The sequence below is a fragment of the Streptomyces sp. NPDC094147 genome, from assembly GCF_044764265.1.
GTDB lineage: Bacteria > Actinomycetota > Actinomycetes > Streptomycetales > Streptomycetaceae > Streptomyces.
In genome coordinates this window covers 691,391-718,279 of record NZ_JBIWHT010000001.1, presented here as the reverse complement: position 1 = coordinate 718,279, position 26,889 = coordinate 691,391, and the positions used below count along the sequence as shown (strand labels likewise).

Annotated in this window: 21 protein-coding genes; 8 read left to right on the top strand and 13 right to left on the bottom strand. The window is 72.3% G+C overall.

Annotation, left to right across the window (positions count from 1 at the left end; all coding sequences use genetic code 11):
* Positions 1-6 precede the first annotated feature (6 nt).
* Genes nirD through ACIQ8J_RS03285 form a run of 3 tightly spaced genes read right to left on the bottom strand, consistent with a single transcriptional unit; the run spans position 7 to position 4,023 of the window.
* On the bottom strand, positions 7-339 hold the full coding sequence (gene nirD, locus ACIQ8J_RS03295; protein WP_403264236.1) for a nitrite reductase small subunit NirD: 333 nt from the start codon (positions 337-339) through the stop codon (positions 7-9).
* Positions 336-2,804, bottom strand: coding sequence for a nitrite reductase large subunit NirB (gene nirB, locus ACIQ8J_RS03290; protein WP_403265208.1), 2,469 nt, complete (start codon positions 2,802-2,804; stop codon positions 336-338). The genes nirD and nirB overlap by 4 nt, the downstream gene beginning before the upstream one ends.
* A 46-nt stretch (positions 2,805-2,850) precedes the next feature.
* Positions 2,851-4,023, bottom strand: coding sequence for an NAD(P)/FAD-dependent oxidoreductase (locus ACIQ8J_RS03285; RefSeq protein ID WP_403264234.1), 1,173 nt, complete (start codon positions 4,021-4,023; stop codon positions 2,851-2,853).
* A 312-nt stretch (positions 4,024-4,335) separates the two neighbouring features.
* On the opposite strand from ACIQ8J_RS03285, the gene ACIQ8J_RS03280 reads away from it, so the two are divergent.
* A complete protein-coding gene (locus tag ACIQ8J_RS03280) occupies positions 4,336-5,115 on the top strand; it encodes a sulfite exporter TauE/SafE family protein (RefSeq protein ID WP_403264232.1) in 780 nt (259 codons plus the stop codon).
* 375 nt (positions 5,116-5,490) lie between these two features.
* On the opposite strand, the gene ACIQ8J_RS03275 is transcribed toward ACIQ8J_RS03280, so the two are convergent.
* The 3 genes from ACIQ8J_RS03275 to ACIQ8J_RS03265 all read right to left on the bottom strand — a co-directional run bounded on the left by ACIQ8J_RS03275 (position 5,491) and on the right by ACIQ8J_RS03265 (position 7,914).
* Positions 5,491-6,156, bottom strand: coding sequence for a class F sortase (locus tag ACIQ8J_RS03275; protein WP_403265205.1), 666 nt, complete (start codon positions 6,154-6,156; stop codon positions 5,491-5,493).
* Between the two features lie 45 nt (positions 6,157-6,201).
* A complete protein-coding gene (locus ACIQ8J_RS03270) occupies positions 6,202-6,906 on the bottom strand; it encodes a hypothetical protein (RefSeq protein WP_403264230.1) in 705 nt (234 codons plus the stop codon).
* Between the two features lie 228 nt (positions 6,907-7,134).
* A complete protein-coding gene (locus ACIQ8J_RS03265; protein WP_403264228.1) occupies positions 7,135-7,914 on the bottom strand; it encodes an aminotransferase class IV in 780 nt (259 codons plus the stop codon).
* 69 nt (positions 7,915-7,983) lie between these two features.
* Here ACIQ8J_RS03265 and ACIQ8J_RS03260 point away from each other — a divergent pair, with 69 nt between their 5' ends.
* Entirely contained in the window at positions 7,984-8,583 is a 600-nt protein-coding gene (locus ACIQ8J_RS03260) for an NADPH-dependent FMN reductase (RefSeq protein WP_403264226.1), read from the top strand.
* A 19-nt stretch (positions 8,584-8,602) separates the two neighbouring features.
* Here the strand turns inward: ACIQ8J_RS03260 and ACIQ8J_RS03255 are convergent, their stop codons facing one another.
* Positions 8,603-9,943 carry an ATP-binding protein gene (locus tag ACIQ8J_RS03255; protein ID WP_403264224.1) on the bottom strand — a complete coding sequence of 447 codons (1,341 nt, stop codon included), beginning with the start codon at positions 9,941-9,943 and terminating at the stop codon, positions 8,603-8,605.
* On the bottom strand, positions 9,940-10,713 hold the full coding sequence (locus ACIQ8J_RS03250) for a hypothetical protein (protein ID WP_403264222.1): 774 nt from the start codon (positions 10,711-10,713) through the stop codon (positions 9,940-9,942). The genes ACIQ8J_RS03255 and ACIQ8J_RS03250 overlap by 4 nt, the downstream gene beginning before the upstream one ends.
* 182 nt (positions 10,714-10,895) lie before the next feature.
* Between ACIQ8J_RS03250 and ACIQ8J_RS03245 the strand changes: the two genes are divergently transcribed.
* Positions 10,896-11,450, top strand: coding sequence for a gamma-glutamylcyclotransferase family protein (locus ACIQ8J_RS03245; protein WP_403264221.1), 555 nt, complete (start codon positions 10,896-10,898; stop codon positions 11,448-11,450).
* Here the strand turns inward: ACIQ8J_RS03245 and ACIQ8J_RS03240 are convergent.
* Both ACIQ8J_RS03240 and ACIQ8J_RS03235 read right to left on the bottom strand, forming a co-directional pair.
* The gene (locus tag ACIQ8J_RS03240; protein ID WP_403264219.1) at positions 11,413-13,512 is read right to left on the bottom strand and encodes a molybdopterin oxidoreductase family protein; all 2,100 of its coding nucleotides are present in this window, start codon (positions 13,510-13,512) and stop codon (positions 11,413-11,415) included. The genes ACIQ8J_RS03245 and ACIQ8J_RS03240 overlap by 38 nt on opposite strands.
* A gap of 125 nt (positions 13,513-13,637) precedes the next feature.
* On the bottom strand, positions 13,638-14,318 hold the full coding sequence (locus ACIQ8J_RS03235; RefSeq protein ID WP_403264217.1) for a vancomycin high temperature exclusion protein: 681 nt from the start codon (positions 14,316-14,318) through the stop codon (positions 13,638-13,640).
* A gap of 205 nt (positions 14,319-14,523) precedes the next feature.
* Here ACIQ8J_RS03235 and ACIQ8J_RS03230 point away from each other — a divergent pair, with 205 nt between their 5' ends.
* From ACIQ8J_RS03230 to ACIQ8J_RS03210, 5 genes are all read left to right on the top strand, one after another.
* Complete coding sequence (locus ACIQ8J_RS03230; protein WP_403264216.1) at positions 14,524-15,426, top strand: sirohydrochlorin chelatase; 903 nt, start codon at positions 14,524-14,526, stop codon at positions 15,424-15,426.
* Positions 15,427-15,569: 143 nt separating this feature from the next.
* On the top strand, positions 15,570-16,850 hold the full coding sequence (locus tag ACIQ8J_RS03225; RefSeq protein WP_403264215.1) for a deoxyguanosinetriphosphate triphosphohydrolase: 1,281 nt from the start codon (positions 15,570-15,572) through the stop codon (positions 16,848-16,850).
* Positions 16,851-16,950: 100 nt separating this feature from the next.
* Positions 16,951-18,213, top strand: a complete 1,263-nt coding sequence (locus tag ACIQ8J_RS03220) for an NAD(P)/FAD-dependent oxidoreductase (protein WP_403264213.1) — start codon at positions 16,951-16,953, stop codon at positions 18,211-18,213.
* Positions 18,214-18,241: 28 nt separating this feature from the next.
* The gene (dnaG, locus tag ACIQ8J_RS03215) at positions 18,242-20,134 is read left to right on the top strand and encodes a DNA primase (protein WP_403264211.1); all 1,893 of its coding nucleotides are present in this window, start codon (positions 18,242-18,244) and stop codon (positions 20,132-20,134) included.
* Positions 20,135-20,254: 120 nt separating this feature from the next.
* The gene (locus tag ACIQ8J_RS03210) at positions 20,255-21,499 is read left to right on the top strand and encodes an RNA polymerase sigma factor (RefSeq protein ID WP_403264210.1); all 1,245 of its coding nucleotides are present in this window, start codon (positions 20,255-20,257) and stop codon (positions 21,497-21,499) included.
* A gap of 50 nt (positions 21,500-21,549) precedes the next feature.
* Here ACIQ8J_RS03210 and ACIQ8J_RS03205 read toward each other — a convergent pair whose 3' ends face one another.
* The 3 genes from ACIQ8J_RS03205 to ACIQ8J_RS03195 all read right to left on the bottom strand — a co-directional run bounded on the left by ACIQ8J_RS03205 (position 21,550) and on the right by ACIQ8J_RS03195 (position 26,789).
* Entirely contained in the window at positions 21,550-23,484 is a 1,935-nt protein-coding gene (locus ACIQ8J_RS03205; RefSeq protein WP_403264208.1) for an ABC transporter ATP-binding protein, read from the bottom strand.
* Complete coding sequence (locus ACIQ8J_RS03200) at positions 23,481-25,214, bottom strand: ABC transporter ATP-binding protein (protein WP_403265203.1); 1,734 nt, start codon at positions 25,212-25,214, stop codon at positions 23,481-23,483. Before ACIQ8J_RS03200 ends, ACIQ8J_RS03205 begins: the two co-directional genes overlap by 4 nt.
* Positions 25,215-25,343: 129 nt before the next feature.
* Positions 25,344-26,789 (bottom strand): FGGY family carbohydrate kinase, encoded by a 1,446-nt coding sequence (locus tag ACIQ8J_RS03195; protein WP_403264206.1) that lies wholly within the window; start codon positions 26,787-26,789, stop codon positions 25,344-25,346.
* Positions 26,790-26,889: the final 100 nt, after the last annotated feature.

The following is a 26,889-nucleotide window of genomic DNA, read 5'->3' as shown; positions in this document are numbered from 1 at the left end:
GTAGATTCAATTGGAACGATCGGTCAAGTACACCTCGACGGCCTGTGCGTCGTCGTCCAGGCACCGTCCGGTTTCCAGGTCGAAGCGGTGTTTGAGGAGCGGCGAGGCGACATAGGGGCGGCCCTCCGGGGTCGCGCCGATCAGGCCGCGCGAGAGGACATAGGCGCCGGTGAACGGGTCGCGGTTGTCGATCGCGTACGTACGGCCGCGGCGGTCGGTGAAGACGGCGGCCTGCCGGCCGTCCGGGAGCAGGGCCGCGACGCCCCGGCCGGGGGTGAGCCGGGCGGCCTCGCAGACCGCGAACCAGCCTTCGTCCAGCTTGAGTTGGAGCGTGGTCATCGGGTGGCTCCCAGGGTGAGGAGGGGGAGTTCGGGCTTGATCTGGTCGCGCTCGGGGACGAACCGGACCGAGGGGTCGGGCGTGCCGGGCGCGTTGACGAAGGACACGAAGCGGGCGAGGCGCTCCGGGTCGTCCAGGGTCTCGGCCCACTCGTCGCGATAGCCCGCCACGTGCGCGGCCATCAGGGCCTCCAGCTCGGCGCAGATGCCGAGCGAGTCGTGCACGACCACGTCCTTGATGTGGCCGAGGCCGCCCTCGATCCGCTCCAGCCAGACCGAGGTGCGCTCCAGGCGGTCGGCGGTGCGGATGTAGAACATCAGGAATCTGTCGATCAGCCGGACCAGTTCGTCATCGTTGAGGTCCTGCGCCAGCAGATCGGCGTGGCGCGGGCTCGCGCCGCCGTTGCCGCCGACGTACAGGTTCCAGCCGTTGGCGGTGGCGATCACGCCGAAGTCCTTCGACTGGGCCTCGGCGCACTCGCGGGCGCAGCCGGAGACCGCCGACTTCAGCTTGTGCGGCGAGCGCAGACCCCGGTAGCGCAGCTCCAGGTCGATCGCCATCCGCACCGAATCCTGCACCCCGTAGCGGCACCAGGTCTGCCCCACGCACGACTTGACCGTCCGCAGCGCCTTCCCGTACGCGTGCCCCGATTCGAAACCGGCGTCCACCAACCGGGTCCAGATGGACGGGAGTTGGTCGACCCGGGCGCCGAAGAGGTCGATGCGCTGACCGCCGGTGATCTTCGTGTAGAGGCCGAAGTCCCGGGCCACCTCGCCGATCACGATGAGCTTCTCGGGGGTGATCTCGCCGCCCGGGACTCGGGGCACGATCGAATAGGAGCCGTTGCGCTGCAAGTTGGCCAGGAAGTGGTCGTTGGTGTCCTGGAGGGCCGCCTGCTCGCCGTCCAGGATGTGGCCGTTCCCGAGGGCGGCCAGGATCGAGGCGACGGCGGGCTTGCAGATCTCGCAGCCCTCACCGCCCTTCGCCGCCTCGCGCCCGTGTCCGTCGAGGAGTTCGGTGAACGAGGTGAGGCGCAGGGTGAGCGCGATCTCGTACAGCTCCTGGCGGCTCTGCGCGAAGCAGCCGCACAGCCCGCCGTCGCCGGACCGGGGAAGCAGCAGCCCGATGGTCTTGACGCAACTGCCGCAGCCGGTACCGGCCTTGGTGCACCGCTTGACCTCGGGCAGCGTCGAGCAGGCGGTGATGGCGCCCTTGGTGACGTTGTGGCAGGAGCAGATGACCGCGTCGTCGGGCAGCGCGTCCGGGCCGAGTGCGGCCGGTGCGCCAAGACCCGCCGGAAGGACCAGCTGCTCGGCGGAGACCGGCGGAACGTGCCCGGTCAGCGGGCGCAGCATGCTGTACGCGTCCGCGTCGCCGACCAGGACGCCGCCGAGCAGGGTGCCCTCGGCCGACATCACCAGCTTCTTGTAGATCCCCGAACGCGAGTCGGAGTAGACCACGTCAAGGCAGCCCTCGGCCGTGCCGTGCGCGTCGCCGAACGATGCCACGTCGACGCCGAGCAGCTTGAGCTTGGTCGACAAGTCGGCCCCGGTGAAAGCCCGTCCGGCGCTCGCGGTGATCGCGTCGGCGGCCGTCTCCGCCATCTCGTAGCCGGGCGCGACCAGGCCGTACACCCGGCCGTCGGCCGCCAGCGCGCACTCGCCGATCGCGAACACCGAGGGGTCCTCGGTCCTGCACCGCTCGTCGACGACGATGCCGCCGCGCTCGCCCACCGCGAGCCCGCAGTCGCGGGCCAGCTGGTCGCGGGGGCGGACACCGGCCGAGAAGACCACCAGGTCGGTCGAGAGATGCGAGCTGTCAGAGAGCGTCATTCCATTGACGCGGCCCTCGTCATCGGCGGTGATCTCCTGCGTACCGACACCCGTGTGCACGGTGAGGCCCATGTTCTCGATGGTGCGCAGCAGCGCGGCCCCGCCGCCCTCGTCCACCTGCACCGGCATCAGCCGGGGCGCGAACTCCACGATGTGCGTGTCCAGGCCGATCCCGCGCAGCGCGCCGGCCGCCTCCAGACCGAGCAGCCCGCCGCCGACCACCGCGCCGGTCGTCGCGGTCTTCGCGTACTCCTCGATGGCGAGCAGGTCCTCGATCGTGCGGTACACGAAACAGCCGTCGGCGTCCTTGCCGGGCACCGGCGGCACGAACGGGTAGGAGCCGGTGGCCAGGACGAGCGTGTCGTAGGAGAAGGTCCGGCCGGAGCGTGCGGTGACCGTGCGCGCGGCCCGGTCGACGGACTCGGCCGGGTCGTCCACATACAGCTCTATGCCGTTCCGGCGCATGAAGTCGTCGGGTACCAGGCTGAGTTCGTCGGGCGTGGTCCCCTCGAAGTACGAGGTGAGGCGGACCCGGTCGTAGGCGGGGCGGGGCTCCTCGCACAGCACGACCACCCGGGCCCGCCCGGTCGCGCCGCGCTCGGCGAGCGCCTCCAGGAAGCGCTGGCCGACCATGCCGTGGCCGACGACCACGATCGTGGAAAGGTGTTCGGTGGGCACGTCAGGAACCTCCGTCGTGGGTGAGCAGGTGGAGCAGGGGTGCGTCCGGTAGGGGCTCGTCGCCCTCCCAGGTCCGGGCGAGCGCCCCGACCGCGCCGAGATCGCCGAGGAGCACGCCCCCGACGAGGCGGCCGCCGCGCACGACGACCTTGCGGTAGGCGCCCCGGGTCGCGTCCGCGAGCTGGGCCACGTCGTCGCCGGGGCGGGGCGTGGGCTCGCCGAACGCGGCGAGGTCCAGCGGGCGCGGTCCGCCCAGGGTGAGCCGGGTCAGACCGCGGGTGCCGGGGTAGCGGCCGCGCCCGGTGGCGAGCAACTCGCCGAGCGCGTCGGCCTGTTCGAGCGCCGGGCCCGCGAGCCCGTACACCGAGCCGCGGTGCTCGGCGCAGTCGCCGACGGCGTGGATGTACGGATCGGAGGTGCGCAGCTCGTCGTCCACGACCACGCCGTGGCGTACGTCGAGCCCGGCGGCCAGCGCGAGACCGGTGCGGGGGCGGACCCCGCAGGCCAGCACGACGAGCTCGGCGGCCAGCACGAATCCGTCGGCGAGCTCGACATCGGTGCCGCCGGGCCCGGTCAGACCGCGCACCCGGCACTCGGTGTGCACCTCCACGCCGAGCGCTTCGAGGTGGCTTCGGACGAGGGCCGATGCGGCCGCGTCCAGCTGACGCTCCATCAGCCGCTCGCCCTGCTGGGCGAGTACGACCTGCGCGCCGCGCTCGGCGAGCGCCCGTGCGGCCATCACGCCGAGCAGCCCGCCGCCGATGACCACCGCGGGAGTGCCCTCGCCGGCCTTCTCGCGCAGGGCGAGCGCGTCGTCCAGGGTGCGGAAAGGGTGCACGCCGTCGGGCAGACGGCCCTCGCGCAGGCCCCTGAGCGGGGGCAGCACCGGGTTCGAGCCGGTCGCCAGGACCAGGCGCCCGTACGGCACCGCGCCGCCGTCGTCGCAGTGCACCACGCGGGCGGCGCGGTCGATCCGCACTGCCCGTACGCCGCGCCGCACCGGCACCGGGGGCAGCGCGATCACCTCGGGCCCGTACCGTCCGGCGAGCACCTCCGCGAGGAGCACCCGGTTGTACGGTGCGTGGGTCTCCTCGCCGATGACGGTCACCGGGACATGCCGGGCCAGGCGGGCACCCGCTGTGCCGCCGCCGATCACCACGATGTCCGTACTCATGTGCCCAGCGTGCGCGGCGGCTGTTACCCGGCCGCATCCCGCCGATTTCCACCGGGGAACCTTGAGCTCAGCGGGGTGGGGAGCGGGGTGTGAGGGGTGCCTTGTCCGGTGGTCGGCCCATCCTCACCCGGGTCCTCGCCACCGGCCCGTTCGGCGCGGTGACTGCACCCCGCCGCACCCGCCGCACCCGCCGCAGGGTGCTGCTCCTGGCGGGCGGCCCCGACCGGACCCCCGCGGCCGCAAGCTCTGATCTGGCTCAAGCATCCAGAAAGTAATGGACGCCTCCGCTCGCCGCTCCTTAGGGTCGCGATCATGCCTGACATATCGCTGACCATGCTCATCGTGCTCTGCCTTGCCGCGGGGGCGGCCGGCTGGATCGACGCGGTGGTCGGCGGCGGCGGACTGCTCCTGCTGCCCGCCCTGCTGCTCGGCCTGCCGCACGTCCCGGCCGCGCACATCCTCGGCACCAACAAGGCCGTCTCCATCGTCGGCACCTCGGGCGCCGCCGTGACGTACGCGCGCAAGGCGCCGGTGAAGGTGAAGACGGCGGTACGGATCGGGCTCGCGGCGCTCGCGGGGTCCATGACCGGCGCGTTCTTCGCGGCCGGCATCAGCAGCGCGGTGCTGCGGCCGGTGATCCTCGTCGTCCTGGTCGGCGTCGCCGCGTTCGTCATGCTCAAGCCCGCGTTCGGTACGGGGGCTGGTGGGCAGACCGTCACGCGGGCCCGTACCGTCACCGCGATCGTCCTCGTCGGCGGGGGCATCGGTCTCTACGACGGGCTCTTCGGGCCGGGTACGGGAACCTTCCTGGTCCTCGCGCTCACCGCCGTGCTCCACCTCGACCTGGTGACCGCGAGTGCCACGGCGAAGATCGTGAACGTCTGCACCAACGCGGGTGCGCTCGCGATGTTCTCCTACCAGGGCAATGTGATGTGGCAACTGGCCGCGATCATGGCGGTGTTCAACCTCGCGGGCGGCATGCTGGGGGCGCGGATGGCGCTGAGGAAGGGAAGCGAGTTCGTCCGCGGGGTGCTGCTCGTCGTCGTCTTCTCGCTGGTCGCGAAGCTGGCCTTCGACCAGTGGAACGCGTAGTCGCTCCGCTGGGGGGGGGCGGCTGGGGGGCTGTTTTGGTGCGGGCCGTACGTGGCTGGTCGCGCAGTTCCTCGCGCCCCTTGAGTGTGTGGTGTCTCGCTGGGTGTGTGGGTGGGCTGGTTGGCTGCGGGGCGTACGTGGCTGGTCGCGCAGTTCCTCGCGCCCCTTGAGTGTGTGGTGCCTGGCAGGGTGTGTGGGTGGGCTGGTTGGCTGCGGGGCGTGTGTGGTTGGTCGCGCAGTTCCTCGCGCCCCTTGAGTGTGTGGTGCCTGGCAGGGTGTGTGGGTGGGCTGGTCGGCTGCGGGGCGTACGTGGCTGGTCGCGCAGTTCCCCGCGCCCTTTTGGGGCGCTGCCCTTGCCGGACCTCCATGCGCCCCTTAGAGCGCCGGCGGCTCGGTTGCTCCGGTCAGGTGGGCGAAGACGACCACGTTGCCTCGGTAGCCGGTCTTCTTCGAGAAGCCGCCGCCGCAGGTGATCAGCCGCAGCTCCGGGCGCGCGGCGGCCCCGTACACCTTGGCGTCCGGGAACGCGTCGCTCTCGTACACCTCGATCGCGTCCACGCCGAACACCGCGGTCCGCCCGTCCTTGCGCACCACCTCCACCCGGTTGCCCTTCTTCAGCGCACCGAGCGCGTAGAAGACGGCGGGGCCGCGCGAGTCGTCGACGTGGCCCGCCATCACGGAGGTGCCCCGGACGCCCGGCGCGGTGCCGTTCTTGTACCAGCCCGCCATATTCGTGTTCCCCGGCGGCGGCACCTCCAGGCTGTGGTCGGGGCCGAGCCCGAGCCCCATCACGGGCGCGTCGACGCGGATCGCGGGGATCTTGATGCGTACGGGTTCGGAGGGCGGCAGGCCGTCGGCCGGCGGGGATCCGACCGCGGACCCGGCCGGGGCCTCGGCTGCCGGTCCGGTACGGCCCGACGCCGGGCCCGCGGGACCCGCCGGGCCCGCCGCGAACGCCTCGGCCGCCGACGGCTGCGGAGGCTCCTCGGACTCGAAGCCCCGCTCGATCAGCCAGAGGCCGACGAACGCGGCGGTCACCATCAGCCAGCCCGCGCTGCGCCGTGCGCTCTGGGCCGACAAGGGCGGTCAGCCCCGGCCCTGCGCGCCGCTCGCCCGGCGACGCAGCAGCCAGGTGCCGCCCACGGCGGCCACGGCCAGAACCGCCACGCCCGCCGCGATCTCGGTGGTGTCGGGGCCGATGCTGCCGCCGACCCCGGTCCTCACATGACCCCGCGGGTCGTTCCCCCACCCGCCCTTGTCGTGCTCCCACTGGTCGTTGCCGGACCAGGACTTGTCGTGCTCCCGCTGGTCGTTGCCCGACCCGCCCTTGTCGTGATCTCGCTGGTCGTTGCCGGACCAGGACTTGTCGTGGTCCCGTGGGTCGTTCCCCCACCCGCTCTTGCTGTCCCGGCCCCGCGTATCGCGGTCGCCACCGCCGGTGACCGTCAGCTGCGCCTCGACGGACTTGCCGTTCTCGCAGCTCACGCTGATCCGGAAGCTTCCCGCGCGGGCGTGCGACGGCACCTGGAACTGCCCGGCGAGCACGTCCTTGTGCGTGGAGGCCGTCATCTGGAAGTCGCCCGCGCTCACCGCGTTCGCATCGCCCTTGGCCCGCGAACCGGACCCGCAGGCAGTGGTGTTCGCGGTCACCGTCGTGCCGGGCGAGGCGCTGGTCGGCCAGAGTCGCAGCGAACCGCCCTGCTCATTGTCGGCGTACGCGAGCGAACCCGCCGGGCCCAGCACGGTGGCGGTCGCCAGCAGGGCACTGGTCACGAGTCGGGCAGTACGCATGGGTCCTCCGGGGGCGGCGCGGCATCGGGCTTCTGCCTCCGACCTAACTGGGGGACCGCCTGCGCCGCCCGTCGGCGGGGGACGAAAGGGTGACGGAGGGCGGGCCGTACGGGTGATCACCACCCGGTTGCCCGGCCGTGTCGGACGACAGGCCGACGGTTGGCAGCAGTCGTCCCCCGTCGACCTGTCACTCGTCAGCCGTTGGGCCGCCCCCCACACCACCCAGTCTCAGACAACATCCCAAGGCGCCTCCTCATAGGCGCGCCACACCACCTTCATCAGCTCCGCGTCCACCGCGAACTCGCGCTCGTCGATGCGGCCGACCGGGGCGATTCCGCGGGAGTTGGTGACGAAGGCCGCGCTGTACGTGTCGAGGGCGGACAGGGTCACTTCGCGGTGGGCCGACTTCAGGCCGTACTCCGCGAGGCGGGGTTCGAGTACCGCCATGGTGATGCCGAGCAGTGCGGGTCGGTTCGGCCAGACCACTGAACTGCCGTCCCAGAAAGCGATGTTGGTGATCGCACCCTCCGCGACGACCCCGCCCGGTCCGGTCAGCAGCGCCTCGGTGAAGCCCTGGCGTTCGGCGAGGCGGCCGTAGTAGGCCTGGGCGAAGCCGCCGAGATGCTTGATGTGGGCGACCGGGCGCTCGTACGGCACCGAGAGCAGGGACTGGGCGCTGGACGGCATGTCGACGGGCTCGTTCACGACGACCATCGGGGTGGGCGCCTCGGCGGGGCCGTACACAGAGACCCGTACCGCCGCGTCGGACCGGCCGCAGGCGGTGAGTGCCTGCCGCACCAGGGAGCGGACGCGTTCGCCGTCGAGGGCCGGGCCGAACAGTTCGCGGGTGGCCCGGTCGAGGCGGGTGAGGTGATGGGCGAGGCCGCGGACCCGCCCGCCGCGCACCTGCATGGCGGTGAAGTGTCCGTAGCCACCGGTCAGCGCGGGGACGAGGAGGTTCTCGGCGTCGGCGGGGCGGCCGTCGATCTCGACGTACGGAAGTGTCATGGGCTTCAAGATAGTTCGCCGTCGGCCGGGCTTGACCTCAACCAGGCTTGAGGTTGGAAGCTTCTCGGCATGGACATCACCACAGCCGAGCAGGCTGCTCTCAAGGTCACCGTCATCGTCGCCTCCAACCGCGAGGGCCGGTTCGCACCGGTCGTCGCCGACTGGTTCCTCTCCCGGGCCCGCGAGCACGCCGGGCTCGACATCGAGGTGCTCGACCTCGCCGAGGCCGAGCTGCCGACCGCCATCTCGCACCACCCGTCCCCCGCGGTAGCGGCCCAACTCTCCGTCATCACACCGAAGTTGGCGGACGCGGACGCCTTCGTCGTGCTCACCCCGGAGTACAACCACTCCTTCCCCGCCTCGGTCAAGAACCTCATCGACTGGCACTTCGTCCAGTGGCAGGCCAAGCCGGTCGGCTTCGTCTCGTACGGCGGGATCTCCGGCGGCCTGCGGGCGGTCGAGCAGCTGCGCCAGGTGTTCGCCGAGATGCATGCCGTCACCGTCCGGGACACGGTCAGCTTCCACAACGCGCACGGCCTCTTCGACGAGGACGGCGAGCACCGCGAGCCCTCGCAGGCCGACGCCGCCGTGAAGAAGATGCTGGACCAGGTGGCCTGGTGGGCGCAGGCGCTGCGGGACGCCAAGAAGGCCCGCCCGTACGCAGGTTGAGCGACCCGGGCGGAAGCCGTCAGGCGGCGGGCAGGGTGACCACGGCCAGCGCGCCGCCGTCCGCCGCGTTGCGCAGCGCGACCCGGGCGCCGATGACCTGTGCCTGGCCCGTCGCGATGGTCAGTCCGAGCCCCGTGCCCTGGCCGCGCTCCTGGACGCCCGTCACAAAGCGCTGCGGGCCGTCCCGCAGCAGGCATTCGGGGAACCCGGGGCCGTGGTCCCGGACGCTGACCGAGGTGCCGTCCACGGCCACCTCGACCGGGCCGGAACCGTGCCGCCTGGCGTTGGCGACGAGGTTGGCCACGATCCGTTCGAGGCGGCGCGCGTCGGTGCGGACCAGGGTGTCCGGGCGGCCGGTGCCGGCGGACCCGTCCGTTGCGTCGGCGCCCTCGGGGCCGCACAGGGCCCGCTCCGGGTACGCCAACTCCACGGCCATCCCGCACCGTTGGAGTATCCCCTCCACCGTCGCGTCCAGCGGCAGGACCTCCAGGTGGGGCTGCTCCGCGTTCGCGTCGAGCCGGGCGACCTCAAGGAGGTCCTCGGTCAGGGTGCGCAGCGCCGCGACCCGGTCGCGCACCAGCTCGGTCGGGCGGCTCGGCGGCAGCAGCTCGGCGGCGGTGTGCAGCCCGGTCAGCGGGGTGCGCAGCTCGTGCGCGACGTCCGCGGTGAAGCGCTGCTCGGCCTCCAGGCGTCGTTGCAGCGACGCGGCCATCGTGTCGACCGCGCAGGCCAGCTCCGCCACCTCGTCCTGCCGTCCGACCGGGTCCGACTGGCCGATCCTGGCGTCGAGTTCGCCCCGGCTGATCCGGCGCGCGGTGGCCGCGGCGGTGCGCAGTTCACGGCTCAGCCGGCTGGCGAGCCCGGCGCCGCCGAGCGCCGCGAGACCGACCACGACGGCGCCCCACGCCACCAACTGGCTGTCCAGCTCGTGGAGTTCGTCCCGCTGGGCGTCCAGCGGCTGCCGTACCGAGAGCACCCGGTCGCCCACGGGCCGCGCGGCCCACACGGCCGGGCGCGGACCCTCCAGGTCCAGATAGGTGCTGCGCCGCCCGGCGTGCGCGGACTTCCGCAGCGGCTCGGGCAGCTCCGGGTGGTCGATGGCGGCCTCCGTGTCCCCGCGGTCGACCTGGCCGGTCAGCTCGTACAGCTGACGTACGCGGATGAGCTGGGCGGTGGCCGATTCGCGGGCCGTCGAGGCGACTTGGGCGGTGCGGGACTGGTGGATGAGGAGGCCGATGGTGACGGCCACCAGGGCGCAGCCGATCGCCAGGAGCGCGGCGATCTTCCAGCGCAGGCTGAGGCCCCGGGTCAGGGCGCGGGCGCGGCTGAGCATGCGGCGGGGGCGGGGAGCGGGGGTCACGAGGTGGTCCTCGGCGTCTTCGGGCCGCCCGTCCTCGCCGGGCCGGGAGTCCTGCGCGGCTCCGGGGTTCCGCCTTCGTCCGCCGCGCCCGGGGTGCCCGGGGGCCTCGGCCCTATCTCCTTGTACGTCTTGATGTCGCTCACCGGTGACAGCCGCACCCCGTCCCAGCGGTAGCGGACCGCCTGTTCCGCGCCGTCGTCCGCCGCGCCGCGCGTCACCAGGTCGGTGCCGACGGCCTCCACGGCCAGGCGGCTGCCGCCGGTGAGCAGGATCGGGACGACCCTCGCGTCCCGGACCGTGTAGACGATCACGACCGTGCGGTGGTTCTCCAGGTCCGCCGAGATGATCAGCTCCGGCGAGCCGTCGCGGCCCGTCAGGTCGTGCAGGACCGGCGGGCGGAGTCCGGGCCGTCCCGGGCGGTCGATCATGGGCAGCCGGGCGAGGCTCTTGGCACGCGGGTCTGCCTTGATGATCTCCATCGGGTCCATGCCGCGCAGCCCGTCCTTCGGCACCTTCAGCGCCTCGGTGAGCGGCGAGGGCGGGTCCGCCTGTCCGGACGCCATCAGGCCGTTGCGCTTCACATCGTTCTCGTACCAGTCGGGCCACAGCTGCTGGGGCCGCGGCTGGAGGGCGACCGTGGAGGCGCGGCCGCCCTCTTCGAGGCCGGACCGCGTGCCGCAGCCGGACGCGGCGAGCGCCACCGCGGCGATGCCGAACGCGACGACGCCCGCGACGGCGGCCGCGCGGAGAATCCGGAAGGTCTGGATCATGATGGAGTGCCGGGGTCGGGAGGACGGCCGGGATTCGGGCCGCGTCCCTCGACACTAGGAACGCATCATCACGGAAACCGGGACAACACGTAACAGCCGTGCGTACGCTCCGCCCCAGCCGGCGGGTTCGGGACCAAGGGCCCGGCCGGAGGACTCTGCACATCCCGGCCGGACTCGGCCGTATGACCGAGGGAGGAAGCCGTGTCATCGTCCGAACCGCCGACCGTGCCGACGGAGGCGGGCGCCGCCGCCCGACCGACCTGGAGCACGGCCGGGACGGCCGCCGGATGAGCCCCGCCGCCGAGCCCCCGCTGCCCTTCTTCGTGTACGGCACGCTCCGTCCCGGCCAGCGCTACTACCGGCGCTTCCTGGACGGCCGTACGGTGTCCGAGCGCCCGGCGCTGCTCACCGGCGCCCTCCTGTACGACGGCCCCGGCTATCCGTACGCCATAGCGGGGGACGGCACGATCACCGGCACCCTCATCGAGGTCGACCCCGCCGATCACGCCGAACTCCTCGCCGCACTCGATGAGTTGGAGGGATACCTCGGCCCCGGCCACCCCCGCAACACCTACGACCGGCTGGTGCGCGAGGTGCTGGCCGAGGGGCGCCGCGTACGGTGCCTGACCTATCTGGCCGCGCCCCGTCTCGCTCGCGAACTGTGGGCGAGAGGCACCCCGATCCCCGGCGGCGACTGGCTCACTCCGCCCGCTCCACGCGTACCGCGCACACCTTGAACTCGGGCATCTTCGAGACCGGGTCGAGGGCCGGGTTCGTCAGGTTGTTGGCCCGGCCCTCGCCCGCCCAGTGGAACGGCATGAACACCGTGTCCGAACGGATGGCGGCGGTGACCCTGGCCGGGGCCGTGGCCCGGCCGCGCCGGGAGGTCACCGTCACCGGATCGCCGTCGGCCACCCCGACCCGGGCCGCGAGCAGCGGATGCAGCTCGACGAAGGCGCCGGGCGCGGCCGCGTTGAGTTCGGCCACCCGCCTCGTCTGCGCGCCCGACTGGTACTGGGCGAGGACCCGGCCCGTGGTGAGCACCACCGGGTAGTCGGCGTCGGTCTCCTCGTCCGGGCCCCGGTGTACGACCTCCACGAACCTGGCCCGGCCGTCCTCGGTCGCGAACCGGTCGAGGAAGAGCCGGGGCGTGCCGGGATGCCCTTCCCCGGGGCACGGCCAGAACACCCCGTCCTCGGCCTCGATCCGGGCGTAGCTGATGCCCGAGTAGTCCGCCGCCCCGCCCGCCGAGGCCTGCCGCAGCTCCTCGAACACCTCCTCCGGATCGACCGGGAACCCCTTCGCCGCCGAGTCCGAACCGAGCGACTCGGCAAGGGAGTTGAGCACCTCAAGGTCGCTGCGTACGCCCACCGGTGGTGTCAGGGCGGCCCGGCGGAGCAGCACCCGCCCCTCCAGATTGGTCGTCGTGCCCGTCTCCTCCGCCCACTGCGTCACCGGAAGCACCACGTCCGCGAGCTCGGCGGTCTCCGAGAGCACCACGTCCGCGACGGCCAGGAAGTCCAACTCCCGCAGCCTGCCCTCCACATGGGACGCGTGCGGCGCCGACACCACCGGGTTCGACCCCATGACGAGCAGCGCCTTCACCTCGCCGCCCAGCGCGTCGAGCAGCTCGTAGGCGCTGCGTCCCGGCCCCGGCAGCGCGTCCGGGTCGACGCCCCACACCCCGGCCACATGGGCCCGCGCCGCCGGGTCGGTGAGCTTGCGGTAGCCGGGCAACTGGTCGGCCTTCTGGCCGTGTTCGCGGCCGCCCTGCCCGTTGCCCTGGCCGGTCAGACAGCCGTACCCGGACAGCGGGCGCCCGGCCCGGCCGGTCGCGAGGCAGAAGTTGATCCACGCGCCGACCGTGTCGGTGCCCTTGGCGTGCTGCTCGGCGCCGCGCGCGGTCAGCACCATCCCGTCCGGCGCGGCGCAGAACATGGCTGCCGCTTCCCGGAGTTGGGGCACCGGCACCCCCGTCATCCGCTCCACCAGCTCCGGCCAGTGCGCCATCACCCCGGCCCGCGCCGCCTCCCAGCCCGCCGTCCGCTCCCGTATGAACTCCTCGTCCACGCGACCCTCGGCCACCACCAGGTGCAGCAGGCCGAGCGCGAGGGCGAGGTCGGTGCCGGGGCGGGGGGCCAGATGCAGATCGGCCTGCTCGGCGGTCTTCGTGCGGCGCGGGTCGACGACGATCAACTTGCCGCCGTTCTCCCGCAGTTCCCGCAGATACCGCAGCGCGGGCGGCATGGTCTCGGCGAGGTTCGAGCCCGCCAGGATCACACAGCCGGTCCGCGCCACGTCCGCCAGCGGGAACGGCAGCCCCCGGTCCACACCGAACGCCCGCTGGTGGGCGGCGGCCGCCGACGACATGCAGAACCGCCCGTTGTAGTCGATCTGCGAGGTCCCGAGCACCACCCGGGCGAACTTCCCCAGCGCGTACGCCTTCTCATTGGTCAGCCCGCCGCCGCCGAACACCCCGACCGCGTCGGCCCCGTACTCCCGCCGTACGGAGCCGAGCCGCCCGGCGACCAGACCCAGGGCCTCCTCCCAGCCGGCCGGTTCGAGCCGGCCGGTGGCGGGGCGGCGGATCAGCGGCCCGGTCAGCCGGGCCCCTGGGGAGAGCAGCGCGGGCGCGGTGCGCCCCTTGCCGCAGAGCGCGCCCCGGTTCACCGGGAAGTCGCGCTCGACCACTTCGAGCCCCCCGTCCGCGCCGGGTGCGGCCCGCAGCCCCATGCCGCACTGGAGCGAGCAGTACGGGCAGTGGGTGGCGGTCGCGGCGGCGGGGGAGTCCAGGAGCATCCCGCCAGTCTGGGACGGCCGTGTTACGCCCGCGCCCACCGGCGGTTACGCGCCGGGTGCGGCGGCCTCATCCCGGCCACCGCGGCCCGGTGAGGGTGCGTCCCGGCGGGGCTGGACGCAGGCTCTCAGCCCGCCAGCGCGCGGGCGACGCCGGGCTCCTTCGGTCCGAGGAAGGTCGGATCGGGCTGGAACACCGCGTCCACCGCGGCCTTCCCCGCGGCGAACACCTCCCGTACCCCGCCGTAGTACCAGGTCGCGTCGTGCGCGGCAGCGACGCCGACGCCGTACGACGTGACACCCGCGGCCTCGCACAGCGCGACCGCGCGCCGGATGTGGAAGCCCTGGCTCACCAGGACGGCCCGGTCCACGCCGAAGATCCGCTTGGCCCGCGCGCAGGAGTCCCAGGTGTCGAACCCCGCGAAATCGCTGACCACGCGCCGGTCCGGCACCCCGTGCTGGACGAGATAGGCGCGCATCGCGTCGGGCTCGTCGTACTCGGCGCGGCCGTTGTCCCCGGTGACCAGGACCGCCTTCACCTTGCCCGCACGGTACAACTGCACAGCCGCGTCAAGGCGGTTGGCGAGGTACGGCGACGGCTTGCCCTCCCACAGGCCGGCCCCGAACACCACGGCGACCCCGGACGCCGGAGCGTCGGCCACCGTGCCGATCCGGTCGCCGGTGGTCGCGTACATCCAGGTGGCGGGCGCGAGCGCGAGCACGCACCCGGCCACGACGGCCTGCACGAGCCGTCGCCGGCCGGCCCGGGTGCGCGGCAGACACGGTCGCTTCAGTCGGATGCGCGGCACTTCGGTTCCCCCTGGTGATCTCCGTGGGTGTACGACGGGACGGACGCGGCGGCCACCCACGCCGGTTCGCCGCACCGCCCGCATCCGTACAGCTCTGTGACATGACCACGTCCGCACCCCCGGCCCGCCGCCCCCGTGAGGCCATGGAAAACACCTGTCACCGGCGCGCAACGGCCCGGCAACGTGCGCCCGGCAGGATCGGTCCATGACGGAGACGGATCGGTCCCATGCGCAGACGGAGACGAGCCAGTCCCTGCCGCTCGACACCACCGCGCAGCTCCTCACCCGCATCACGGCCCAACTGGGCAGTCAGCTCAGCCGCGTACGACTGAACGGAACCCGCGCCCCCATGCCCCCCACCGGCCGCCCCGCCCTCGTCGCCGTCGCGCACGGCAGCCGCGACCCCGGCGCGCTGCGGACGGTCACCGCGCTCCTGGAGCGGGTCCGCGAATTGCGGCCGGGCCTCGACGTCCGCCTCGGCCACATCGAGATCGACCGCCCGCTGCTCACCGACACGCTGGCCGGGCTGCGCGGAGCGGCCGTCGTCGTGCCGCTGCTGCTCGGCCGGGGCCACCACGTCAAGCACGACATCCCCGGGGCCCTCGCCACCGCGGGCAGCCATCTGCGGACGTGGACGGCGGCCCCGCTCGGCCCGCACCCGCTGCTCGTCGAGGCGCTGTACGGGCGGCTCGTGGAGGCGGGCTGGCACCTCGACGCCCGGACGGTACGCGGCGCCGGGGTCGTGCTGGCCGCCGCCGGATCCCGCGACCCGGACTCGGCCGCCGACACCCGGCGCACCGCCCGGCTGCTGAGCGAACGCCTGGGCGGCGTTCCGGTGCTGCCCGCGTACGCCTCTGCCGCATCGCCCACCGTGCCCGAGGCGCTGCGCGCACTCGCCGCGCGCGGCAGAAACCGGGTCGCCATCGCCTCGTACTTCACCGCGCCGGGATGTTTCGCGGCCCAGAGCGCGGCAAAGGCGCCGTGGCTCGCCGCCGCCCCCCTGGGTGCGCATCCGGCCATGGCCAGGCTCGTCCTGCACCGGTACGAGGAGGCGCTGGCGCGGCCGGCCGCGCCGATGCTCCGCGGCACGGCGCTCGTCCCGGCCTGAGCAGCGGCAGGGAAGCACGGCCCGAGAAGCGGTCTCGGGGCGGCCCGAAGTTCGGTCCGCGGCGTGGCCCGAGCGCGGCTGGAAAGGCCGGCCTCGACGGCCGCTTGAGTCCGCTTGTCAGTGACTCCGTTTACTGTCGGTGCATGGAGTTCTACGCCGAGGCCGACACTGAGCGGTGGGCCGCCGAGCCCGACAAGCGGCCCGGCCGCACCGCCTTCCAGCGCGACCGCGCGCGCGTGCTGCACTCGGGGGCACTGCGCCGCCTGTCCGGCAAGACCCAGGTCGTCACCCCGGGCTCTCGCAGTCAGGTCTGGGACGCCAGCCCGCGCACCCGCCTCACGCACTCGCTGGAGTGCGCCCAGGTCGGCCGCGAGCTGGGCGCCGCCCTCGGCTGCGACCCGGACCTGGTCGAGGCCGCCTGCCTCGCCCACGACATGGGCCACCCGCCGTTCGGGCACAACGGCGAGCAGGCGCTCAACGACTTCGCCAAGGACATCGGCGGCTTCGAGGGCAACGCCCAGTCACTGCGCCTGCTCACCCGCATCGAACCGAAGCGCTTCGTGCGCTCCTCGGTCACCGGAAAACCCGTCAGCGTCGGCCTCAACCTCACCCGGGCCGCCCTGGACGCCGCCACCAAGTACCCCTGGGCGCGCGGCGGCCACCCCACCGACGAGACCTCGGTGAAGTTCGGGGTCTACGAGGACGACCTGCCGGTCTTCGAATGGGTCCGGGAGGGCGCCATGCCCTACCGCACATGCTTCGAGGCCCAGGTCATGGACTGGTCCGACGACGTGGCGTACTCGGTGCACGACTTCGAGGACGGACTGCACGCCGGCCACATCGACCCCCGCGCCCTCTTCTCCGAGACCGAGCGGGCCGCCATCTGGCGGGTGGCGATCGGCAGATACGTACCGCGGGACACCGATCCGCAGGAGCTGACCGAGGCTCTGGAGCGGCTGGTCCAGCGGGAGTGGTGGCCGCGCGGCTACGACGGCTCGGCGGTCGCCCAGGCCCGCCTCAAGGACGCCACCAGCCAGCTCATCGGCCGGTTCTGCCTGGCCGCCGAGGGCGCCACCCGCGCCGCGTTCGGCTCCGGGCACCTGATGCGGTACGGGGCGGAGCTGGTCGTCCCGCGCGAGACGCGCACCGAATGCGCCGTGCTGAAGGCCGTCGCCGACCGCTACGTGATGCAGCGCGACGAACAGGAAAGGCTCCGAGCCGACCAGCGCACCGTCCTCGCCGAGCTCGCCGACGCGCTGACCGCGCGGGCCCCCTTCGAAGGCCTGGACCCGCAGTTCCGCGCGCTGTACGACGAGGCCGACGACGACCGCACGAAGAAGCGCGTGATCGTCGACCAGATCGCCTCGCTCACCGACGCGGCGGCCCGCTCCCTGCACTCCAGACTCACCGTGCACCACCGGTAATCCAGGCCGACCCGGCGCCCCAACGGAGCAAGCCCCCTTCCCCCATCACGCTCCGTGCGGGACGCTCGCAGATGGCGGCAGCGCAACAAGGAGGCATCAAGTGGTCGACGCAGATCGGACATTCGTCATTGTCGGAGGCGGTCTCGCGGGGGCGAAAGCCGCCGAGACCCTCCGCTCGGAGGGCTTCAACGGGCGGGTGATCCTCATCGGCGACGAGCGCGAGCACCCCTATGAACGACCGCCCCTGTCCAAGGGTTTCCTGGCCGGCAAGGAGGAGCGCGACAGCGTCTTCGTGCACGAGCCGGCCTGGTACGCGCAGGCCGACATCGAGCTCCATCTCGGCCAGACCGTCACCGCCATCGACCGCGCCGCCAAGACGGTACGGCTCGGCGACGGCACGCTCATCCAGTACGACCGGCTGCTCCTGGCCACCGGCGCCGAACCGCGCCGCCTGGACATCCCCGGCACGGGCCTGGCCGGCGTCCACCACCTGCGCCGCCTCGCCCACGCCGAGCGGCTGAAGCACGTCCTGAAGGCGCTCGGCCGCGACAACGGCCACCTCGTCATCTCGGGCGCCGGCTGGATCGGCCTGGAGGTCGCGGCCGCCGCCCGCGGGTACGGCGCGGAAGTCACCGTCGTCGAGCCGGAGCCCACCCCGCTGCACAACGTGCTCGGCCCCGAGCTCGGCCAGCTCTTCGCCGACCTGCACGCCGAGCACGGCGTCCGCTTCCACTTCGGCGCCCGCCTCACCGAGATCACCGGCCAGGACGGCATGGTCCTGGCCGCCCGCACCGACGACGGCGAGGAACACCTGGCGCACGACGTGCTCGCCGCGATCGGCGCCGCCCCGCGCAGCTCGCTCGCCGAGACGGCCGGCCTCGCCATGGTCGACCGCGCGCACGGCGGCGGCATCGCCGTGGACGGCTCGCTGCGCACCTCCGACCCGGACATCTTCGCGGCAGGCGACGTGGCCGCCGTCCACCACCCGCTGCTCGACATCCGGCTGCGCGTCGAGCACTGGGCCAACGCGCTCAACGGCGGGCCGGCCGCCGCCCGCGCCATGCTGGACCAGGACGTGACCTACGACCGCGTCCCCTACTTCTTCTCCGACCAGTACGACCTCGGGCTCGAATACTCGGGCTGGGCGCCGCCCGGCTCGTACGACCAGGTGGTGATCCGCGGGGACGCGGGCAAGCGCGAATTCATCGCGTTCTGGCTGAAGGAGCGCCGGGTGCTCGCCGGGATGAACGTGAACGTGTGGGATGTCACAGAGCCGATCCAGGCCCTGATCCGGTCCGGGGCGCAGGTGGACACCGAGGCGCTGGCCGATCCGGCGGTCCCGCTCGCCTCCCTCGCTCTTTGATGTCACACCGTCCCCGTAGACTTCATGCGTGGCAGGCAGGATCAACGATGACGACGTGAAGGCGGTCCGGGACGCGGTCCCGATCGACGCCGTCGTGTCCGAGTACCTCCAGCTGCGCAACGCGGGGGGAGGCAACCTCAAGGGCCTCTGCCCCTTCCACGACGAGAAGTCCCCGTCCTTCCAGGTCAGCCCGAGCAAGGGTCTCTTCCACTGCTTCGGCTGCCAGGAAGGCGGCGACACGATCGCCTTCATCCGGAAGATCGACCACCTGTCGTTCTCCGAGGCGGTCGAGCGGCTCGCCGCCACCGCGGGCATCACGCTCCGCTACGAAGAGGGCGGCTACAACCCCGCGCACCAGCGCGGCGAGCGCATCCGCCTGGTCGAGGCGCACAAGGCCGCCGCCCAGTTCTACATCGAGCAGCTCGACAGCCCCGAGGCCGAGATCGGCCGCACGTTCCTCGCGGAGCGCGGCTTCGACCAGGCCGCCGCCGCCCACTTCGGCGTCGGCTACAGCCCGGCGGGCTGGGACCATCTGACGCGGTATCTGCGCGGCAAGGGCTTCAGCGACAAGGAGCTGCTGACCTCGGGCCTCGCCCAGGAGAGCCGCCGCAACCCCATCGACCGCTTCCGCGGCCGCCTGATGTGGCCGATCCGCGACGTCTCCGGCGAGGTGGTGGGCTTCGGCGCGCGCAAACTGCGCGACGACGACAACGGCCCGAAGTACCTGAACACCCCCGAGACGCCGATCTACAAGAAGTCGCAGGTCCTGTACGGAATCGACCTCGCCAAGAAGGAGATCGCCAAGAGCAGCCGCGCGGTCGTGGTCGAGGGCTACACCGACGTCATGGCCTGCCATCTGGCCGGTGTCACCACCGCCATCGCGACCTGCGGCACGGCCTTCGGCGGCGACCACATCAAGATCCTGCGCCGCCTGCTGATGGACAACGGCTCGGCCCGCGTGATCTTCACCTTCGACGGCGACGCGGCCGGCCAGAAGGCGGCCCTGCGCGCCTTCGAGGACGACCAGAAGTTCGCCGCCGAGACGTACATCGCGATCGCCCCCGACAACATGGACCCCTGCGATCTGCGCCTCGCCAAGGGCGACGAGGCGGTCGCGGACCTGGTCCAGCCCCGTACGCCGCTGTTCGAGTTCGCGATCCGCCAGATCGTCCGGCGCTACGACCTGGAGACCCCGGCCGGCCGGGCCGCGGCCCTCGACGAGGCGGCCCCCATCGTCGCCCGCATCAAGAACGTCGCCTCCCAACACGAGGTCGCCGTCCAACTCGCCGGAATCCTCGGCATCCTGGACACCCAGTTCGTGGTGAAGCGGGTCGCCCAGCTCGCCCGCTGGGCCCGCGACCGCGGCGGCAAGGGCCCCGCGCCCACGGGCCACCGTCAGCAGCAGTACGAGAGCGCCGCCCCCCGGGCAGCCGCCCCCGGCCCCGCGCTGAACCTGCGCAGCCCCGCCCACCGCACCGAACGCGAGCTGCTCAAGCTGGCGTTGCAGCACCCGCACCTGGTGTCCCCGGCCTTCGACGCGTACGGCAGCGACGAGTTCACGGCCCCGCCGTACGCGGCGGTCCGCCAGTGCATCCAGGAAGCGGGCGGCGCCACCGACGCCCCCTCCGACTACCTCCCGGCCGTCATGGACCGCGCCCCCAACGACGTGGTCCGCGCCCTGGTCACCGAGCTCGCCGTGGAAGCCGTCCACGCCCGCACGGTGGACGAGGCGTACGCGGGGGAGCAGTTGGTGGCCGTTCGCCGCCGGGCCGTCGACCGCCGCCTCCTGGACATCCAGGGCACCCTGGCCCGCCTGGGCCAGAACGGCGACCCGGCCCAACTGGCCGCCGTCCAGAACGAGTTGTGGGTCCTCCAGCAGTACGGCCAGGCCCTGCGCAACAAGGGCGCGGCAGCCCTCTAGGGGGTCCGCTCAGAGGCGGCGGCATATCCGCCCGGGTAATCACCCGGTCACGCACCGGCTTCAAAAAGTCACCGCACGCCCGTCGCGTCGATCATGTGTCGTACCCCACACTGGGTTGCGGTGCCTGAGTCCTCGGAGCGCGGCCGGTCCACCCATGACGGTGGGCCCCTCACCCCCGCGGATCCGCTCATCGTGTACGGGACGGAAAGCGGTCCGGCCGCCTCCGTCCCGCTGCCGCACGCCCCCGATCCGGCAGCGATCACCCTGGAGGTCGCCCCCGTGCAGACCCAGACCCTGACCGACAACGACGTCGTCACGGCCGTACCCCCGCAGTCGCGGGCCGTACACCACCCGGAGGCGGAGCCGTCCGGCCCGGCCGCCGGGCCCGAACAGGTCGCCGAGGAAGAGGCCCCCGAACCACCCGACCCGCGGCCCGGCCGCGCGGATACCGGTGGCCCCTCCTCCGACCTCTTCCGCCAGTACCTGCGCGAGATCGGCCGCATTCCGCTGCTCACCGCCGCCGAGGAGGTCGAACTCGCCCGGCGCGTGGAAGCGGGCCTCTTCGCCGAGGAGCGGCTGAGCACGGCATCCGACCTGGACTCCCAACTCGCCGTCGATCTCGACAAGTTGGTCGTCATGGGCCGGATGGCCAAGCGCCGCCTCATCGAAGCCAATCTGCGCCTGGTCGTCTCCGTCGCCAAGCGGTACGTGGGGCGCGGGCTCACCATGCTCGACCTGGTCCAGGAGGGAAACCTCGGACTGATCAGGGCGGTCGAGAAGTTCGACTACGCGCGCGGCTACAAGTTCTCGACGTACGCGACCTGGTGGATCCGGCAGGCCATGTCGCGCGCGCTGGCCGACCAGGCCCGCACCATCCGCGTCCCCGTCCACGTGGTCGAACTCATCAACCGCGTGGTGCGCGTCCAGCGCCGGATGCTCCAGGAGCGCGGCTACGAGCCGACGCCCGAAGAGGTCGCCGCCCACCTCGACCTGACCCCGGAACGGGTCGGCGAGGTCCTGCGCCTGGCCCAGGAACCGGTCTCGCTGCACGCGCCGGTGGGGGAGGAGGACGATGTCGCGCTCGGCGATCTCATCGAGGACGGCGACGCCGCGTCCCCCGTCGAGTCCGCCGCCTTCCTGCTGCTGCGCGAGCACCTGGAGGCCGTGCTCTCCACGCTCGGCGAACGCGAACGCAAGGTCGTCCAGCTGCGCTACGGGCTGGCCGACGGCCGCCCCCGCACGCTGGAGGAGATAGGCCGCATCTTCGGCGTGACGCGCGAACGCATCCGCCAGATCGAGTCCAAAACCCTCAACAAACTCCGCGACCACGCCTTCGCGGACCAGCTCAGGGGCTACCTGGACTGAACGGAAAGGGGCCGGTGCGGATCCCGCACCGGCCCCGACTGCCCCACCGATCAGTCGACTTCGGCGACCGCCTGGGCGAACTGGGCCGCGTACAGGCGCGCATACGCCCCCTGAGCCGCCAACAGCTCGTCATGCGTGCCCTGTTCGACGATCGAGCCGTTCTCCATCACCAGGATGACGTCCGCGTCCCGGATGGTGGAGAGCCGGTGCGCGATGACGAACGACGTACGCCCGTGGGCGAGGCGCGCCATCGCCTTCTGGATCAGCACCTCGGTACGGGTGTCGACCGAGCTCGTCGCCTCGTCCAGGACCAGGATCACCGGGTCGGACAGGAACGCCCGCGCGATGGTGATGAGCTGCTTCTCACCCGCGCTGACCCCGGTGCCCTCGTCGTCGATGACGGTGTCGTAGCCCTCGGGGAGCGTCCGGATGAACCGGTCGGCGTGGGCCGCCTTCGCGGCCGCTTCTATCTCCTCGCGCGTGACCTCCTTGGCGGCGCCGTACGCGATGTTGTCCGCGATCGAGCCGCCGAACAGCCAGGTGTCCTGGAGCACCATGCCGATGCCGGAGCGCAGCTCCTCGCGGGTCATCCGCGCCGCGTCCACCCCGTCCAGGGTGATGCGGCCGCCGGTGACCTCGTAGAACCGCATGAGCAGGTTCACCAGTGTCGTCTTGCCGGCGCCCGTCGGGCCGACGATCGCGACCGTGTGACCCGGCTCCACCTTCAGCGAGAGGTCCTCGATGAGCGGCTTCTCCGGCTCGTACCGGAAGGACACCTTCTCCAGCGCGACCGCGCCGCGCAGCTGGTCGGGGCGCTGGGGCGAGGACGCGTCCGGCGCCTGCTCCTCGGCGTCGAGCAGCTCGAAGATCCGCTCGGCCGAGGCCACCCCCGACTGCACCAGGTTCGCCATCGAGGCGACCTGGGTCAGCGGCATCGAGAACTGCCGCGAGTACTGGATGAAGGCCTGGACGTCACCGATGGACAGCGATCCGGTGGCGACCCGCAGACCGCCGACCACCGCCACCAGGACGTAGTTCAGGTTGGACACGAACATCATCAGCGGCTGCATGACGCCGCTGTTGAATTGCGCCTTGAACGAGGCCTCGTACAGCGCGTCGTTCTGCTCGGCGAAGGCGTTCGCCGACTCCTGCTGGCGCCCGAAGACCTTCACCAGGGCGTGCCCGGTGTACATCTCCTCGATGTGCGCGTTCAGCTTGCCCGTCGACTTCCACTGCTGGACGAACTGCGGCTGCGAGCGCTTGCCGACCCTCGTCGCCACGACCACCGACAGCGGCACCGTGACCAGCGCCACCAGCGCGAGCAGCGGCGAGATCCAGAACATCATCACCAGCACGCCGACGATGGTCAGCAGCGAGTTGATGAGCTGGCCCATCGTCTGCTGCATCGTCTGGGAGATGTTGTCGATGTCGTTGGTCGCGCGGCTGAGCACCTCACCGCGCTTGGCCTTGTCGAAGTACGACAGCGGAAGCCGCGACAGCTTCGTCTGGATGTCCTCGCGCATCCGGAACACGGTCTTGTTGATGGCCCGGTTGGAGAGCCGGGTCGCCACCAGCATCATCAGCCCGGCGCCGACGTACACCGCGAGCGCGGCGAGCAGCACTCCGCCGACCGCGTGGAAGTCGATGCCGCTGCCCGGGGTGAAGTCGACCCCCGAGAGCATGTCGGCGAGCGAGCCCTGGCCCTTGGCGCGCAGGGCCTCGATGGCCTGCGCCTTGCTGATTCCGGCCGGCATCAGCGGGTTCTTGCCGATCACACCCGCGAAGACCAGGTCGGTCGCCCTGCCGAGGATCTTCGGCCCGACCACCGACAGGCCGACGCTGCACACGACCGCGAGCAGCATTACCGACAGCGTGGCCTTCTCCGGCGCCAGCTGCTTGATCAGCCGTTTGCCGGACTCCTTGAAGTTCATCGACCGCTGATCCGGGCCGCCGCCCATCATCATGCGTCCACCGGGCCCGCTCATGCCGCCTCAGCCTCCGTCAGCTGGGAGAGCACGATCTCCCGGTACGTCTCGTTGTCGGCCATCAGCTCGTGATGGCGGCCGGTTCCGACGACCCGTCCCTCGTCGAGGACGATGATCCGGTCGGCGTCCCGGATGGTGGAGACCCGCTGGGCCACGATCACGACCGTGGCCTCGGCGGTCTCGCGGCCGAGCGCCGAGCGCAGGGCCGCGTCCGTGGCGTAGTCGAGCGCCGAGAAGGAGTCGTCGAAGAGGTAGATCTCCGGGCGCTGCACCAGGGTGCGCGCGATGGCGAGCCGCTGGCGCTGACCGCCGGAGACGTTCGTGCCGCCCTGCGCGATCGGCGCGTCGAGGCCGCCCTCCAGCTCGGAGACGAACTCCTTGGCCTGCGCGACCTCAAGGGCGTGCCAGAGCTCCTCGTCGCTCGCGTCGGGATTGCCGTACCGCAGATTGGTGGCGACGGTCCCGGAGAACAGGTACGGCTTCTGCGGCACCAGCGACACGGTCTTGGCGAGCAGCACGGGGTCGAGTGTGCGGACGTCCTCGCCGTCGACGAGCACCTCGCCGTCGGTCGCGTCGAACAGCCGCGGCACGAGCCCGAGCAGGGTCGACTTTCCGCTGCCCGTCGAACCGATGATCGCGGTGGTCTCGCCGGGCCGGGCCACCAGCTCCACGCCCCGCAGCACGGAGGCTTCCGCGCCCGGGTACTTGAAGTCGGCGCCCCGCACCTCCAGATGACCGTGCCGGCGCAGCTCGCGCACCGGGTTCTCGGGCGGCACCACGCTGGTGTCGGTCCCGAGGACCTCCTCGATGCGCTCGGCGCAGACCTCGGCGCGCGGCACCATCATGAACATGAAGGTGGCCATCATCACGGCCATCACGATCTGCATGAGGTACGCGAGGAACGCGGTGAGCTGGCCGATCTCCATGTGGTGGCCGGCGATGCGGTGCGCACCGAACCAGACGACCGCGACCGAGGACACGTTCACGACGGTCATGACGGTCGGGAACATCAGCGCCATCAGCCGCCCGGTGGACAGCGAGACGTCGGTCAGCTCGGTGTTGGCGCCCCGGAAGCGCCCCTGCTCGTACTCGTCCCGGACGAAGGCCCGGATCACGCGGTTGCCGGTGATCTGCTCGCGCAGCACCCGGTTCACCGTGTCGAGGCGGGTCTGCATGGTGCGGAACAGCGGCCGCATCTTGCGCACGATCAGCGAGACGGCGATCCCGAGCACCGGGACGACCGCGAGCAGCACCGCGGAGAGCGGCACGTCCTGGCCCAGCGCCATGATGATGCCGCCGACACACATGATCGGGGCGGAGACCATCAGCGTGAACGCCATGAGGACCAGCATCTGGACCTGCTGGACGTCATTGGTGGTGCGGGTGATCAGGGACGGCGCCCCGAAGTGGCCGACCTCGCGCGCGGAGAACGACTGGACCCGCGCGAAGACGGCGGCCCGGACGTCGCGCCCGAGGGCCGCCGCGGTCCGGGCGCCGAAGTAGACGGCGCCGATGTTGCAGAACACCTGGACGAGGCTGACGGCGATCATGATGCCGCCGTGTCCCAGGATGTAGCCCGTGTCCCCGTTCACGACACCGTTGTCAATGATGTTCGCGTTGAGGGTGGGCAGATAAAGGGTGGCGCTGGTCTGCAGCAGTTGCAGCAGGACCAGCAGGGCTATCGGTTTCTTGTACGGAACCAGATGGCTCCGCAGGAGTCGTATGAGCACGCGCAGGCTCTCCGGGTCGGCAAGATCGGGGGTTCGACCCCCCATCTTGCGACACTCCACCCCTGGAAGCTCAAGCGATTATCGTGCTGGAGTCAAAAGGAATAGCAAAGAGCCCGCACCGGGTCCGCGTCAAGCACCCTGGCCGAAGGCGCCCGGGTGGATCTCGTCACGCGTCGCGATGTACTGCTGGCGAACCGCCTGACCCGCCGCCAGTTCCTCGCCCGGTTCGAAGACCTGCGCCGAAGCGCCCTGCCAGGCCGGCGGGGTGTGCGCCGCGAGCGTGCCCTGCGAGACGCCGAGCGCCCAGGCGGCCTGCCGCGCCGCGCCCAGTGCCGCGTACTCGGCGGGCTGGGGCACGACCACCTGCGTACCGAAGACGGCCGGCGCGGCCGCCTGCACGGCGGGCAGTTCGGCCGCGGCCCCGAGCAGGAACACCCGCCGGACCTCCACGCCGCGCCCGCGCAGCACGTCCAGGGCGTCGGCCAGCGAGCAGAGCATCCCCTCGAAGGCGGCCCTGGCCAGGTGCTCCGGCTTCATCGACTCGCGCCGCAGCCCGGCCAGCGTCCCGGCCGCGTGCGGCAGCCGGGGCGTCCGCTCGCCTTCGAGGTACGGCAGCAGTACGAGACCGCGGGCGCCCGGCGTGGATTTGAGGGCCAGCGCGCTGAGTTCGTCGAGGTTCTCGACGCCGAGCATCTCCGCCGTGCCGCGCAGGGCCCGGACGGCGTTGCTCGTATGCACGACGGGCAGATGCATCCCGGTGGCGTCGGCGAAGGACGTAATCATCCCGCTCGGATCGGCCAGCGCCTCGTGATGCACGGCCATGACGGAACCCGAGGCGCCGAGCGAGACCACCGCGTCGCCCGCGCCGACGCCGAGCCCGAAAGCCGCCGCCATCGTCTCGCCGGTACCGGCTGAGATCAGCAGCCCCTCGGGGGTGGTGCCGGCCGCGTCCGACGGCCCGAGCACCTCGGGCAGCGCCACCTGGTGCCCGAGCGCGAGCTCGACCAGATCGGGGCGGTAGAAGCCGGTGGCGGCGGACCAGTAGCCGGTGCCGGACGCGGCGCCGCGGTCGGTGGTGCGGCGGGCCGGCCGGCCGAGCAACTGCCACACCAGCCAGTCGTGCGCCTGGAGCACCCCGGTCGTGCGCTGCGCGGCCTCCGGCTCGGTGCGCGCCAGCCAGCGCAGCTTGGCCACCGCCTGCGCGGCCTGCGGCACACACCCGACGGCCTGCGCCCAGGCCTCCCGGCTGCCCAGCCCGTCGACCAGGTCGGCGGCGGCGACCTGCGCCCGCTTGTCGTTCCCGGTCAGCGCGGGCCGTACGAGCGTGCCCTGGCCGTCCAGCGCGATCAGGCCGTGCTGCTGGGCGGAGACGCCGATCGCCTGGACCCCTTCGAGGAGCCCGCCGGTCGCGGCCTCGCCCAGCGAGAGCAGCCAGGCCTGCGGATCGACCTCGGTCGCCTTCGGCTCGACGGGATGCGGGGCGTACCCCTGCCGCAGCACGGCACCCGTGTCGGTGTCGCAGACGACGATGCGAGTGAAGGCGGAAGAACTGTCCAGCCCGGCGACTATCCCCATGGTCGACGATTCTGCCGCACGCGGAGGACTGCTGGGACGGCGGTGGCCGGGACAACGCTGTCAGGGAGTTCGCCGGGGCGCGGGCCAACTGGTGCGGGGC